16 protein-coding genes and 1 tRNA gene are annotated in these 12218 nt (G+C 41.5%); 4 read left to right on the plus strand and 13 right to left on the minus strand.

What is annotated here, in order from left to right; translation table 11 throughout:
- Nucleotides 1-495: 495 nt before the first annotated feature.
- From ACG95_RS07285 to ACG95_RS07295, 3 genes are all read right to left on the minus strand, one after another.
- Complete coding sequence (locus ACG95_RS07285) at nt 496-1494, minus strand: D-2-hydroxyacid dehydrogenase (RefSeq protein WP_047999898.1); 999 nt, start codon at nt 1492-1494, stop codon at nt 496-498.
- Nucleotides 1495-1578: 84 nt separating this feature from the next.
- Nucleotides 1579-1854: a GIY-YIG nuclease family protein gene (locus ACG95_RS07290; protein WP_047999899.1), complete on the minus strand. Its 276-nt coding sequence runs from the start codon at nt 1852-1854 to the stop codon at nt 1579-1581.
- Complete coding sequence (locus ACG95_RS07295; RefSeq protein WP_047999900.1) at nt 1841-2596, minus strand: tRNA1(Val) (adenine(37)-N6)-methyltransferase; 756 nt, start codon at nt 2594-2596, stop codon at nt 1841-1843. Before ACG95_RS07295 ends, ACG95_RS07290 begins: the two co-directional genes overlap by 14 nt.
- 110 nt (nt 2597-2706) lie before the next feature.
- Between ACG95_RS07295 and ACG95_RS07300 the strand changes: the two genes are divergently transcribed.
- The gene (locus tag ACG95_RS07300) at nt 2707-3351 is read left to right on the plus strand and encodes a lysophospholipid acyltransferase family protein (RefSeq protein WP_047999901.1); all 645 of its coding nucleotides are present in this window, start codon (nt 2707-2709) and stop codon (nt 3349-3351) included.
- A gap of 82 nt (nt 3352-3433) precedes the next feature.
- On the opposite strand, the gene ACG95_RS07305 is transcribed toward ACG95_RS07300, so the two are convergent.
- Together ACG95_RS07305 and ACG95_RS07310 are read right to left on the minus strand one after the other, a co-directional pair.
- Complete coding sequence (locus tag ACG95_RS07305) at nt 3434-3661, minus strand: YneF family protein (protein ID WP_047999902.1); 228 nt, start codon at nt 3659-3661, stop codon at nt 3434-3436.
- Between the two features lie 103 nt (nt 3662-3764).
- Nucleotides 3765-4004, minus strand: a complete 240-nt coding sequence (locus ACG95_RS07310) for a DUF896 domain-containing protein (protein WP_047999903.1) — start codon at nt 4002-4004, stop codon at nt 3765-3767.
- A 152-nt stretch (nt 4005-4156) separates the two neighbouring features.
- Here ACG95_RS07310 and lexA point away from each other — a divergent pair, with 152 nt between their 5' ends.
- Nucleotides 4157-4789 (plus strand): transcriptional repressor LexA, encoded by a 633-nt coding sequence (gene lexA / locus ACG95_RS07315; RefSeq protein WP_047999904.1) that lies wholly within the window; start codon nt 4157-4159, stop codon nt 4787-4789.
- Between the two features lie 160 nt (nt 4790-4949).
- Here lexA and ACG95_RS07320 read toward each other — a convergent pair whose 3' ends face one another.
- A complete protein-coding gene (locus ACG95_RS07320) occupies nt 4950-5597 on the minus strand; it encodes a DNA alkylation repair protein (protein ID WP_047999905.1) in 648 nt (215 codons plus the stop codon).
- 107 nt (nt 5598-5704) lie between these two features.
- Here ACG95_RS07320 and ACG95_RS07325 point away from each other — a divergent pair, with 107 nt between their 5' ends.
- Nucleotides 5705-6322 carry a hypothetical protein gene (locus ACG95_RS07325; protein WP_047999906.1) on the plus strand — a complete coding sequence of 206 codons (618 nt, stop codon included), beginning with the start codon at nt 5705-5707 and terminating at the stop codon, nt 6320-6322.
- Between the two features lie 117 nt (nt 6323-6439).
- Here ACG95_RS07325 and ACG95_RS07330 read toward each other — a convergent pair whose 3' ends face one another.
- Nucleotides 6440-7621: a hydroxymethylglutaryl-CoA synthase gene (locus ACG95_RS07330; RefSeq protein WP_047999907.1), complete on the minus strand. Its 1182-nt coding sequence runs from the start codon at nt 7619-7621 to the stop codon at nt 6440-6442.
- 565 nt (nt 7622-8186) lie between these two features.
- On the opposite strand from ACG95_RS07330, the gene ACG95_RS07335 reads away from it, so the two are divergent.
- A complete protein-coding gene (locus ACG95_RS07335; RefSeq protein WP_047999908.1) occupies nt 8187-9128 on the plus strand; it encodes a glycosyltransferase family 2 protein in 942 nt (313 codons plus the stop codon).
- Nucleotides 9129-9313: 185 nt separating this feature from the next.
- On the opposite strand, the gene ACG95_RS07340 is transcribed toward ACG95_RS07335, so the two are convergent.
- The 6 genes from ACG95_RS07340 to ACG95_RS07365 form a co-directional block, all read right to left on the minus strand.
- Nucleotides 9314-9401: transfer RNA gene (locus ACG95_RS07340), tRNA-Ser, on the minus strand.
- Nucleotides 9402-9615: 214 nt separating this feature from the next.
- On the minus strand, nt 9616-10533 hold the full coding sequence (locus tag ACG95_RS07345) for a GH25 family lysozyme (RefSeq protein WP_047999909.1): 918 nt from the start codon (nt 10531-10533) through the stop codon (nt 9616-9618).
- Nucleotides 10533-10823, minus strand: a complete 291-nt coding sequence (locus ACG95_RS07350; RefSeq protein ID WP_047999910.1) for a lysis protein — start codon at nt 10821-10823, stop codon at nt 10533-10535. Before ACG95_RS07350 ends, ACG95_RS07345 begins: the two co-directional genes overlap by 1 nt.
- Nucleotides 10823-11035: a hypothetical protein gene (locus ACG95_RS07355; protein WP_047999911.1), complete on the minus strand. Its 213-nt coding sequence runs from the start codon at nt 11033-11035 to the stop codon at nt 10823-10825. The genes ACG95_RS07350 and ACG95_RS07355 overlap by 1 nt, the downstream gene beginning before the upstream one ends.
- The gene (locus ACG95_RS07360; RefSeq protein WP_047999912.1) at nt 11035-11418 is read right to left on the minus strand and encodes a hypothetical protein; all 384 of its coding nucleotides are present in this window, start codon (nt 11416-11418) and stop codon (nt 11035-11037) included. The genes ACG95_RS07355 and ACG95_RS07360 overlap by 1 nt, the downstream gene beginning before the upstream one ends.
- Before the next feature lie 13 nt (nt 11419-11431).
- Nucleotides 11432-12214 (minus strand): hypothetical protein, encoded by a 783-nt coding sequence (locus ACG95_RS07365; protein ID WP_047999913.1) that lies wholly within the window; start codon nt 12212-12214, stop codon nt 11432-11434.
- Between the last annotated feature and the right edge of the window lie 4 nt (nt 12215-12218).

The raw sequence follows: 12218 nt of genomic DNA on the forward strand, positions 1-12218 counted from the left end.
AAAAGTGTCTAACTTTTTCCTTGCACTTCATCTTGGCCGCCTTAAATTGCGGGACGTCTTTTGAGACTTGAATTTTAGGCTCAAAAGCGAGGTCCTAGACCGCTTTTTGGCTAGGACTGGTCCCCATGGCGTATTTTCCCGGCTGGCGGAACGATGTGTAAAGTATTGAGACCAATTTCTAAATAACTATTACTGGTAAAGTAATTATTCTAGCTATTTTATAACTTTCAACCTTTAGTATTTTAATACCAACTGATGATGACGTCCCATAACTAACTATAATATCTCATCTTTTTATTTCGAACATCAACACTTAAAACATGCACCAAAAACCAACTAACTCTGTTTAGATACCGAAATCAACCGATTAATATCCCCAATCATTCGACCTCCTGAGTAACATCAGTAACTATACAGCTTCTGTCACACGCTCTTTACACAAAAAAAGCGGAACTACCAATTAGGCAGTCCCGCTTTTATCAATTTATCTTAAAATTAGTCAAACTTAACTTGCGTATCAGCTTTACCAGTTTCGATGAATTGAACGTTGCTGTTCATTGAGATGTGCACCATGTTGTGAACGGCTGGTTCAGTGTAGAAAGCCGTATGTGGTGTAATCAAAACGTTGTCGCGTTCGAACAAGTTCATGAAGACCTTGTCATCAATAACTTGACCTTCAAGGTCCTTGTTAAAGATCTTAGTTTCGTATTCGTACGTATCAACTGCGGCACCGGCAACTTTGCCACTGTCTAAGGCTTTGATCAAGTCTTCTGAGTCGATAAGAGTCCCACGAGCAAAGTTCAAGATGTAAGCGCCGTCCTTCATCTTGCTGAAGGCGTCAGCGTTTAACATGTGGTAGTTATCTTTTAATGCAGGAACGTGTAACGTGATAACGTCTGATTGGGCGTATAATTCGTCCAAAGTATCAACGTACATGCCTTCTTCTTCGAGTTCCTTGTTACGGAAAACGTCGTAACCGATCACTTTAGCACCGAAACCTTTGAAGATATCGATAGCAGCGCGACCAATACGGCCAGTACCAACAACCCCAACCGTCATCGTGTGTAATTCTTTAGCGATGTTTGGTGCCCAACGGAAGTCTTGTTTTGCTAACTTCTTGTTGAATTGTGGAGTTTGACGTAATAATTGCATCAATTGCGTAATTGATAATTCAGCAATTGCGTTTGGTGAGTATGCAGGAACGTTAGAAATGTTTAAGCCACGAGCTTTAACAGTAGGAACGTCTACGTTGTCAACACCAACGTTACGAAGTGAAATGTTCTTAACACCTTCGTCGGCTAACTTGTTTAATACTTCAGCAGTATAGTCTTTTTGTTGGTATACATCGGCACCGTCGAAACCTTTAGCTAAGTCAACGTTGTCTTCAGTAAGTAGTTCTGAAACCAATTTAACTTCAACATCTGGGTTTTCTTTCATCCAAGTGTCAAAGAATGGGCGTTCGTCGTCACGTACAGCATATGCAATAATTTTCATTACAAAAATTCCTCCTATATATTGATACAGTAAATATTATAACAGTAATTCCCAGAAATAGAATGCAAAATTATGAAAACTTGGTTAAATTTTTACATCATGTGCAGCTAAATACTTTAACTTGGCCGTTCGCGGCTGATGTTTAAAAGCATATTCCGCTTTTAACGCACTGGATTTATCATCGTAAGTTTCGTGATAAATCATCGTCAGCGGTCGTCGTGACTTAACTCGGGTATATTTGGCACCCTTCCCAGCGTTGTGAGTTGCAAGACGGCGCTCTAGGTCGTCCGTAAAACCGCCGTATAGCGTCTGATCGGCACATAGTAACACGTAAAAATAATATTGCTTAGTCGTTGCCATAGAGTAACGTATGCACCTCTTCCCCATATGATCCATCTGCTTGATATACCACAACGGGCGGTTGAATCCGAACACCATTAGCCTTACCGTCCTTGATCATCTCGATCAGAACCATGTTGGCTTCGCGATCCGCCTTTGGATGCACAAACCGGATTCGTTTAGGCGCTAAGCGATGCTGTTTCATAGTTGCAAACAAATCATCAAGTCGCTCTGGACGATGAACAAAGTAGGCCTTACCGTTAGTTTTCAGTAAATCACTCGTGACACCCATAATCTGATCTAAGTTCGCTGAGATTTCGTGACGAGCAATCGCCAAGTGTGGATTGGGATTCTTAACGCTTTGAGGTTGATCTTTAAAATACGGTGGGTTGCAAAGTACGGTATCGATCGAATCCTTGGCAACGTGATTAGTAACCGTTAATAAGTCTTCATTTAAAACGGTCATTCGTGCCGTCAATTGATTGAGCTCAACACTCCGTTGGGCCATGTCGGCTAACCGTGGCTGCAACTCAACCGCCGTAATGTGTCCCTGCGTGCGTTCACTCACAAACAGACCGACAACACCATTGCCCGCGCACAGATCGACAATTTGGCAACTAGACGCTTTAGACACCTGAGCAAAATCGCCCAACAGCACCGCGTCGAGTGAGAACGCAAAGACTTGCGAACTTTGAATAATTTGAATATTTCTACTATATAGTTGGTCGATACGCTCATCAGCGTGTAACGTGACATTAGCCATGTGCAACCACCTCTCTCAAAAGTCATTGCAAGCATACCATACAATTAACTTGCAGAATTTCTAAACTTTCGTCATACTGTGAGCAGTTAGCAAACGAAAGGAAGATCATGATGTTCTATTCATTTATGCGCGGACTAGTCCGGCTAATCGTTACCCTGATCAACGGACGCCCCCGTTACCAGGGCAAAGAAAACCTTCCAGATGGGGCCTACATCTTAGTAGGACCTCACCGGACATGGTTCGACCCACTCTACTATGCTTTAGCGGGTAGCCCCATGAAGTTTAGCTTTATGGCCAAAGAAGAATTATTCAAAAATCCAGTGCTTCGCTATATTCTACTTCACGCCAATGCGTTTCCAGTTGACCGTAAGCACCCGGGGCCCTCTGCCATCAAGACGCCGGTTAAATTCCTACGTAGTGGCAAATTATCACTGATCATGTACCCCTCTGGTACTCGGCACTCCCAAGAATTAAAGGGTGGCGCTATCGTGATTGCAAAAATGGCGGGGGTACCATTAGTCCCAACCGTCTACCAAGGACCACTGACATTCAAACAACTATTTAGCCGTAAGAAGATCACTGTTCGTTTCGGCAAACCAATCTATGTAGACCATAAGCTCAAATTGAACGACGATGGTCAAAAACAGATTGAAACGCAAATGTTAACTGCTTTTGACGACCTTGATCGTCAAATCGATCCAACGTTTAAATACGTCGATCCTGCAGCTGACAAATACGCTTCACATGACAATTAGTCTTACGCACGATCTTAAAAGTTAATCACAAAAAATGCCGGTAATTGCAAATTGCAACTACCGGCATTTTTTAACTCGTTAATTACTTGCTATCTTTAGAAGCAGCTTTCATTGAGTTCAACATTTGGTGCAATTTCTTTTCGGATGGGCGTTGACCCATTTGCATCATCATGCTCCGTAGCATTTCCTCACTAATTGGTGGGTTTTGCTTCAAGTAGTTTTGCATGTAGTGACGAGCACCAAAGAAACCACCAGTTAAGCCAACTAATACGCCCAAGACGACGATTAGAATCCAAATTCCAGTAGACATAGTCATTCCCCTCCCTTATTACAGTCTTCATTAAACTAGTCTACACAAATTAATAATAAAAGAAAAGGAAAATTTGTCAGTTAACAAATTTTCCTGAAATCGGTTAATCATCACGTAGGCCGCGATCGCGTTGTACCTGGCGAACTTTTTCTGGCGTGACTTCCTTACCATCTTTATCATAAACTTGCAGCATTTCGACTTGTTGTCTAAAACCAGCCCGAAATTCTTTAAGATATTTTTGACGTAAATCCTTACGTTCTAACTCTTCTAACTCGGTGAGCCCCTCAGCTTTCGCCTTGTGAGCTAACTCATTGATCCGAGCGAGCAATTCTTTTGAAATCAAAGCAGCAGCTCCCTTCAAAACAGAAATATACACGAAATTAGACCCTAAATCAATTAATAGGGTTTGTCAACCGAACATTTGTTTGAAAGCTGTGAAAAGCTATGCTACAATTGCCTTAACCACTTAACGAAAATAATAAATGAGGTGCCAAGATGAGTAAAACATCGGAAAGCAAACAAATGGCGGTTCTGCGTTTTATTTATGATCGCGTCAATGAAAAAGGATATCCGCCAACCGTCCGTGAGATTGGTGAAGCCGTCGATTTATCTTCGACTTCCACCGTCCACGGTCACATTTCCCGCTTAGAGAAAAAAGGGTTCATCGAAAAAGATCCCACCAAGCCCCGGGCAATCGAAGTTACGCCAGCTGGTTTTGAAGCACTGGGTGTCGAGATTAACCCTCACCAAATCCCAGTCTTAGGGACGGTCACGGCCGGGCAACCAATCCTAGCCGTCCAAGAAGCAACCGACTACTTCCCAATTCCTAAAGAACTTGAATCCTTCGGTGGTGACCTGTTCATGCTGACCATCCGTGGTGAAAGTATGATCAACATTGGTATCATGAACGGTGACCAAGTAATCGTTCGCCAACAGAGTTCGGCCGACAACGGTGATATTATCATTGCCATGACCGACGAAAACGAAGCCACTTGTAAACGTTTCTTCAAGGAAGCTGATCACTACCGCTTGCAACCAGAAAACGATACGATGGCACCAATTATTTTAAATAGCGTCTCTGTTTTAGGTAAAGTTGTGGGCTTATACCGCGACATGCTTTTCCAATAAACAATTAAAGACACCACTCAAATAAGCTACTTCAGAAATGTTGAATTTCTGAAGTAGCTTATTTGTATCTCCCTGTAGCTAATCATCCTCGAAACGTGCGTCATGAGGACCCTTAAGCCACGTCATATAGTGAAAAAGGAATCTTCAATCATCCTTTTTATCACTGCTGTGCGGGTAAGTACTTTTGGCCCTCCCGTTGCGCCAATTTTGATAACGGTACGGTAGCAAAGAATTCACGTACCCACTCCGGATTAGTTTTACTGTAATCACGGAGTGCCCAACCGATTGCTTTCTGGATGAAGAACTCATCATTCGATTGATTATTTAGAATTGCGGTTCGTAAGTAGTCCTCATCCGTTTGCATTTTACGACCCAATTGCAAGATAATGCTGATTCGTCGTAACCACAAATTATCCGCAGTTAAAAAAGCTGGTCCGAGTTCTTCCAACGCATCCTGTTTAAATACGTACGTCGATAACACTTTACGCCAAGCGTCCACACTATCCCACCAAGGTGTCACCGTAACTTGCTGGTAACACCATTGATACTGTTGTGGCGTTAACCGTTTGATGTTGGCGAATGCCAGATCAATGGCCACGTATTGATATTCACGGTACGGTTGCTGGTAATAGAACGCTAACCAATCCTGTAGCGTCTTTTCATCTAAGGTTTTACTTTGTCGACTGATTGGTCGTAATAACTCACGCCGCTCAGTACTACGAACGCCTAAGAATTGAAACTGATCGCGCATATAGCGGGCCATTGGCGCTTGATTCTCAGGGTGCTTTGGTAAAAATAATGGTGGCATCCAATCATTCCTCACATTGTAATTTGTTAATTTGTTAAATCTTTAACGGCAGTACGATAGTTCAATGGTATAATGATTATACTATTTTAAACATTGGAGTTGGTGACATGTTGTTCCTAGCCATTATGGGCTTGATCATTTTTCTATTAGCATTATTTTCCGTGCTGTACGCGCGTCAATCGGGTGGCGGCTGGAAGTTTCTAACCTTCGTAACCGTCTTAAGTGCCCTTGTGACCGGTTATGCCACTTTCAAATTACCTTACTGGCCATATAACCAGACCAGCAAATCGTCCAAGAGTGCTGCTTCATCTAGTAGTTCAAGCAGCACTAGTAAAACAACTAGTTTAAGCTCTTCACAGGCTGTTTTTAATGAAGATAGCGAAAAACAAGCTGCCGCAACGACTAAGTTGAAGGAAGACAATATCCTTAAACAACTCAAATCAAATTACCAGTCAATCGGTACCGTGGCTTTCAGCAAAGCTGATAAGACTTACACGATTACCCCTACTGGTAAGAAGTATATCAGTTCGTTGAAGACGATCAAGGAACATCCTACTGATAATAAAAAAGCAATCTCGACAATCACAACTAATTTTGAGAGTCTTTCAAAATCGTTGAAGAAAAATCTAGCTGCCGGCTACACAATCACGCTGCTAGAACCAGGAACAACCAACACTTTGCTTAGCCTTAAAGATGGTAAAGTTGTAACTAGTAATTTCGAATAATCTAAACACAAAAATAAAACCCTTCAGAAATTTTGAATTTCTGAAGGGTTTTATTTTAGTCCACAGCATTTTAGCAAACCATGTATTCAAAACCCATTACTTCTACGATTAGCTAACCTACAGTTGTTTTTCGGCCTGCTGATCGAAATACTGGCGCTGTTCATCTCGTTGACCAGCCAAAACAAACCGATGGGGATCATTTTGATAATCTAAATCCTGATCTTCAGCCTTCCAAGCTAACTGACCATTGAATAACCGTTCGTATTCAGCCACACTGACACGTTGCCGTTTAGTTAAACGTTGTGGTAACCCTAAGTCGAGTCCCTGTTGGTAATTAGCTTGCAGCTCACCAGTATAGAATTCACCTTCCGCACCGGAACCATAGCTGAATAGTCCTAATCGATCCCCCGCCTTTAAGTCAGGATCTGTCAACAACTGTGATAATAGACTAAGATACAGTGAACCCGTGTACAAGTTTCCCACTTGTCGATTTAATTGACGGGCATGTTCAAAATGCGCTAACCAAGTTGCTTGCTGAGCTTCATCAACCATTGGTAACACGCTGCGTAATGCTTTTAGGCCCATTTTTGTATATGGCAAATGAAAGACTAACGCCGTTAACGCTTCGGGCTGCGTTTCCGTAGCTTCTAAGTAACCTTTAAAGACATCTTGGAAGTAATCAATGTAAATGTTTGATGAATATTTACCGTCTACCAAAGCTTCAGTGTGATACAATGGCCGCCAAAAATCCATCACGTCTTCACTCAGCAAGCAGGATTGGTCACTTAACGCTAACACTTGTGGATCAGCACTGATCAGCATAGCCACCGCACCGCCACCCTGAGTCGGTTCACCCGCTGATTTCAGCCCGTAACGAGCGATATCTGTTCCAATCACTAAGGCTTTCTTATCTGGATGAGCCTGCACGTGTTCTTGCGCCAAACGAACCCCGGCAGTCGCAGCATAACAGGCTTCCTTCATTTCAATTGCTCGTACTCGGCGATTGAGTCCCAATAAATGGGCCACGTAGATTGCACTGGCCTTAGAATTATCCACACCAGACTCCGTACCCACGATTAACAGGTCAATCGCCTCAATATCAGCCGCAGTCAACATTGGATATGCCGCGTTAGCCGCCAATGTAACCGCATCTTGGCTCGGTGGAATGACTGCCATTTGCGACTGGCCGATCCCAATTAAATATTTGTCTGGTTCAGCTTGTCGTGCTGTGGCCAACTCAGCCATATCTACGTAAAGATGTGAAGTTGCAAAGTGCAACTTATCGATTCCGACTTTCACGTTAATTCCTCCAATTAATTAGGGTTCATCATTATATTTATCAACCGGTCTAAATACCCGGATTTCCTTGACGCAAGCTTCAGAAACACCACACTAACTATTAAATCAGGCAGTGTTTTGCTGAACTTACGACGACTGGTTCTAACAATTTATTTATTATAACATTTTGCCTCAAAAATAATTGCATGCGCCTGCTTGACATGGGACGGGTTTCATAGTTTACGCTACGGGTGAACTTAAAATTTAACAAATTCAATCATCCTTAGGAGGTCTTCTTATGCAGTTCTGGCATCGACATCAAACAACTAAACTAGGCGCACCCGTAGATGGTAAAATTACTATCTCATAATTGATTGCTTTATACATTAATTCAAGCTATGATATTTGTATTGGACTGATAATCATGGTTAGTCTGCACACGAAGATTTTGTACGTGCTAGAATAACAAAATCTGCCTAGATTATCATAAGAACCTTACAATACAGCAATTATAAATTATATTGATGACTAGTAATATCCGATTACTGGTCGGAACAATTTTAGAAAAGGTCGGAAAACACTAATAATGAAAACTATAAGCTTAGTTGTTCCTTGTTATAACGAGGAACCAACCATTGAAATTTTTTATAACACCGTTGAAAAAGTGATTGCTGATAACGCGGCAGCCTTTGAAGGTGTTGACCACGAATACGTCTTTGTTAATGATGGCTCTTCTGACGGTACGTTGAATGTTTTCCGTCAGTTAAATACGGCTCATCCTGATACTGTCCATTATGTTTCCTTCTCTCGTAATTTCGGGAAAGAAGCCGGATTGTTGGCGGGACTACAACATACTACTGGTGATTACGTTGCCGTCATGGACGTTGACCTTCAAGATCCACCAGAGTTATTACCAAAAATGTTAACGATGCTACAGACTGATGAATACGATTGTATCGGAACGATGCGCGAAGACCGTGCTGGCGAACCATTTATTCGTTCATTCCTATCCCGTTCATTCTACTCAGTCGTTAACAAGATCTCGAAAGTTCAGATTATTCCGAACGCTCGTGACTATCGTCTAATGACCCGTCAGATGGTTGACGCCATCTTAGCAATGCCTGAAGCGAACCGGTTTTCAAAGGGAATCTTTAATTGGGTCGGTTTCCGAACAACTTATCTGAAGTTTGAAAACCAACCCCGTTCAGCCGGTGAAACTCACTGGTCAATCTGGCAATTATTCGATTACTCAATTGATGCGATTGTCGATTTTTCAGACGTTCCATTGAAGATTGCAACCTTTACTGGGGGCCTATTGTCATTTGCCTCAATCATCAGTATTTTTGTGGTTATTATTCGTAAATTAATCTTCAATAATAGCGCTAGCGGTTGGGCATCACTTGTTACTATCCTTCTCTTAATTGGCGGGATCCAGTTATTCTGCCTTGGTATTATTGGGAACTATATCGGTAAGATCTATATTGAAACGAAACATCGACCACATTATATTGTGCAGGAAGAAAAATAGCATTTAACATTGTAAATGAAGGTAGATATTGGCTAAGTAGTCGATACCTACCTTCATTTTTCTTTATCTACTTTTATAGTTTTCGTCAGAATCCATTGCTAAAATCCATGAATATTTCATCGATTTCCATACAACAAAAAAACGTCACCAATCACTAAATTGGCGACGCTCTAAATATCATTTTAAGGAGAGTACAGGATTTGAACCTGCGCGCCGGTATTAGCCGGTTCGCCGGATTTCGAGTCCGGTGCATTACCACTCTGCCAACTCTCCATGTGGTACTTGAATAGTATAGCATAATTCACTTGAAGAACAAATATTTATTCAATCGATTTCAACTAATAAATCAATACTAATAACTGATGTTTACCCTGCCTACTTAGATTCTCCATAAGGAAGATTTCAAACGAAATTTGAAGATACACATTTTTGGGAATAACGCATAAAATCCCCACACTAGTCAAATTAACCAGTGTGGGGATTCATATTACTTCACGTATTTTAGTGTATTATCAGCTGAGCCAGTCGCCATGTAAGCATAACCAGTATCGCGTGGCTGCCGCACCCAACGATACCCTCCCGTAATGATAGCTTGATCAGTCTTAACAACTGAACCAGCTGGCAAGACAGCAATTACATCGGCAGACGTTGATGCACCTGTACGAAGCTTAACAGCTGTCTTCAACGTATAAGTCCTATTGTCCTTAACCCACTGTGGTGCAGAGATATCATGATTGGGTACTGGCTTACTAGCTACTGCTGTTTTAGTAGCCTCAGCATACTTATCCCATGACGATTTATCACCATAAAAAACGTTAAAATCTAACCCTTCGCCCCAACCAGATAAACGACCAGCACTCGTATATTGAAACATGACTGCGGTCTTCCAGTATTCTAGTGAGCCATACAAATCACGTGGTGTATACCCATTAACCGCGTTGTAATTATTATACTGAGCAATCCATAAACCATAATTGGCTGCCACTACCGCTGACCAATTCAATGAGTTTTCACAACTAATGCCCGTATATAAAACGGGCCGTACCCCAGTCTTATCATAGACATAATCCAACCATTGCTTAGCCAAGCCAACTCCAGTTTGATTTTGAATGGTTGAGCCATTGGTATTTTCAAAATCCAATACTAGCATCGTTTGTCCAATGTAACGGCCAACCTTAGTTAAGAAATAATCCGCTTGTCGTTTAATGTCAACATCATTACGGATGAAGTGATACACACCTAACTTCTTACCCGACGTCAACGCCTGCTGAACATGTGTATTGAACACTGGATTAATATAATCAGTACCTTCAGTTACTTTTACCAGTACAAAATCACCGGCAACGCTGCCTACATCCATGCCAGTTTGGTAACTTGATACGTCAAATCCATTTAAAGTAGCCATTACTTGTTCCCTCCATACATACTAAAAGTGTTCATGAGCGACTTGATCAACTCATTACCACCAACACTGACCGCACCGGCAACTAATCCATCCACCATCCCAACAATCCACGTTGTATCTGCCATGGCTTGGGCAATAAAAATACCAACCACAGCCCCGATTAACTCGGCCATAATTGGTAAGTATTCGTTATTAAACTTGGTGTACTTGATTCCCCACACAATCAGGAACGTTACCACGGCAATTGCCGCAATCGTCCCGCCATTTACTAATTGAATAAAACTGGTCATCACTTATCATCCCGTTTCCGATAGTAGTCTACAATCTCTTGTAGCTCGTCATTTTGCTTTTTCAATTCCACATTGTCTTTCTTTAGGTGCCCCTGATCATCGCTGTCTGCGGCTTTATTACCATTCCAGATTGCCACTAATTGGGTCAAAATTGCGACAAGAACAGACCCGACAGTGGTAATCAGTGCCACCGCAACAGCATCGCTCATCATTAATCATCCCCTGTCACAATTTCGAACACTGTAGATGCCAATACGAAGAAAGCATACATACTTTCAAAGCTCAGATACTTTTGAATTTCAAAGTCATGGAACCCAAACGCGACCATAAAAAACAGCCATACAAAGGTTAGCAACCCTGTCATGACTGGTTTATAGTAAGCAATATTAACATTCCACAGTGCATAAACTAGCGCAAACGTACCAACAATCGCTAGTATAAAAATCACTGGCGGATCGTCGAAAATATCGAGTAAGGTTGGTCTAGGTGGCTCAAACTTAAACGTGTTTTGCTTGATAATGAAATAGATTCCGAGGCCATACGTTTCAAGTGATTTCCATAACCAGAATCTATTTTTCTTTAAATGTTTTAGCATATCTCCTCTCCTTCTAATGCCATGCAGTAAAACCAGTAGTAAAATCTAAACTAGCAATTGGCCCTTGATACTGAAATGAGCCATTAATATTAGAAGTCGTCCCGTTACTAAAAGTATAGCCAGAAGTTGCAATTCTCAATATTCCATTATCAATAGTAAGCGGTGCCTGAACTGCCCCATAGGTACTAGAGTTAGCGCCTAGTTGATTGTAAGCCATCGCTCGGCCGTTAACCCCTGCTAAAGAACTATTAAACATTCCACCAAGGTACGAAACCAATATACTTGTATTACCACCGTACCCAACCGGCCAAACTTCCATGTTAAGATAAAGTATATTTTCACGTATTTCATATTCTATAAAGTTTTTTGCAGTACCTGTTGTACACGTGTTGCAAGAAATAGTAGGCTTAATAATTTCCGAAGAAAATTTACTTACTCGCCATGATCCAGACAACACCCCATTTTTAAACGTAGCTTCATAACGAGTACCACTAACCCCAGTAACATCAACACTAAAATCACCTTGATCACTCGATCCAAAATAGTTAATAGTAATCCATCCACTAGCATTTTCATTTCCCGGAAAATCATCTGTTTTAGCAGTTAATACAACAAATCTAGAATGTGCTGCAAACTGAGTTGACAAACCAACCATAAATTTTTTTATTGATCCCCAGTCATCAATATAGAAGGGATTACCAAATCGATCCGTCAAGGCAACTGACTGCATTGCTCGTACATCAGGCATCTGAACAAATGTCAAATAATCAGTTGGTTGTGATAAATCCTCTTTCATTCGT

It is taken from the genome of Lactiplantibacillus herbarum (assembly GCF_001039045.1).
GTDB lineage: Bacteria > Bacillota > Bacilli > Lactobacillales > Lactobacillaceae > Lactiplantibacillus > Lactiplantibacillus herbarum.

Bases quoted from the DNA above. Each gene is read 5' to 3' on its own strand.
- ACG95_RS07285 (WP_047999898.1), bottom strand. From the start codon at position 1,494: ATGAAAATTATTGCATATGCTGTACGTGACGACGAACGCCCATTCTTT.
- ACG95_RS07290 (WP_047999899.1), bottom strand. From the start codon at position 1,854: ATGGCAACGACTAAGCAATATTATTTTTACGTGTTACTATGTGCCGAT.
- ACG95_RS07295 (WP_047999900.1), bottom strand. From the start codon at position 2,596: ATGGCTAATGTCACGTTACACGCTGATGAGCGTATCGACCAACTATAT.
- ACG95_RS07300 (WP_047999901.1), top strand. From the start codon at position 2,707: ATGTTCTATTCATTTATGCGCGGACTAGTCCGGCTAATCGTTACCCTG.
- ACG95_RS07305 (WP_047999902.1), bottom strand. From the start codon at position 3,661: ATGTCTACTGGAATTTGGATTCTAATCGTCGTCTTGGGCGTATTAGTT.
- lexA (WP_047999904.1), top strand. From the start codon at position 4,157: ATGAGTAAAACATCGGAAAGCAAACAAATGGCGGTTCTGCGTTTTATT.
- ACG95_RS07320 (WP_047999905.1), bottom strand. From the start codon at position 5,597: ATGCCACCATTATTTTTACCAAAGCACCCTGAGAATCAAGCGCCAATG.
- ACG95_RS07325 (WP_047999906.1), top strand. From the start codon at position 5,705: ATGTTGTTCCTAGCCATTATGGGCTTGATCATTTTTCTATTAGCATTA.
- ACG95_RS07335 (WP_047999908.1), top strand. From the start codon at position 8,187: ATGAAAACTATAAGCTTAGTTGTTCCTTGTTATAACGAGGAACCAACC.
- ACG95_RS07345 (WP_047999909.1), bottom strand. From the start codon at position 10,533: ATGGCTACTTTAAATGGATTTGACGTATCAAGTTACCAAACTGGCATG.
- ACG95_RS07350 (WP_047999910.1), bottom strand. From the start codon at position 10,823: ATGACCAGTTTTATTCAATTAGTAAATGGCGGGACGATTGCGGCAATT.
- ACG95_RS07355 (WP_047999911.1), bottom strand. From the start codon at position 11,035: ATGATGAGCGATGCTGTTGCGGTGGCACTGATTACCACTGTCGGGTCT.
- ACG95_RS07360 (WP_047999912.1), bottom strand. From the start codon at position 11,418: ATGCTAAAACATTTAAAGAAAAATAGATTCTGGTTATGGAAATCACTT.
- ACG95_RS07365 (WP_047999913.1), bottom strand. From the start codon at position 12,214: ATGAAAGAGGATTTATCACAACCAACTGATTATTTGACATTTGTTCAG.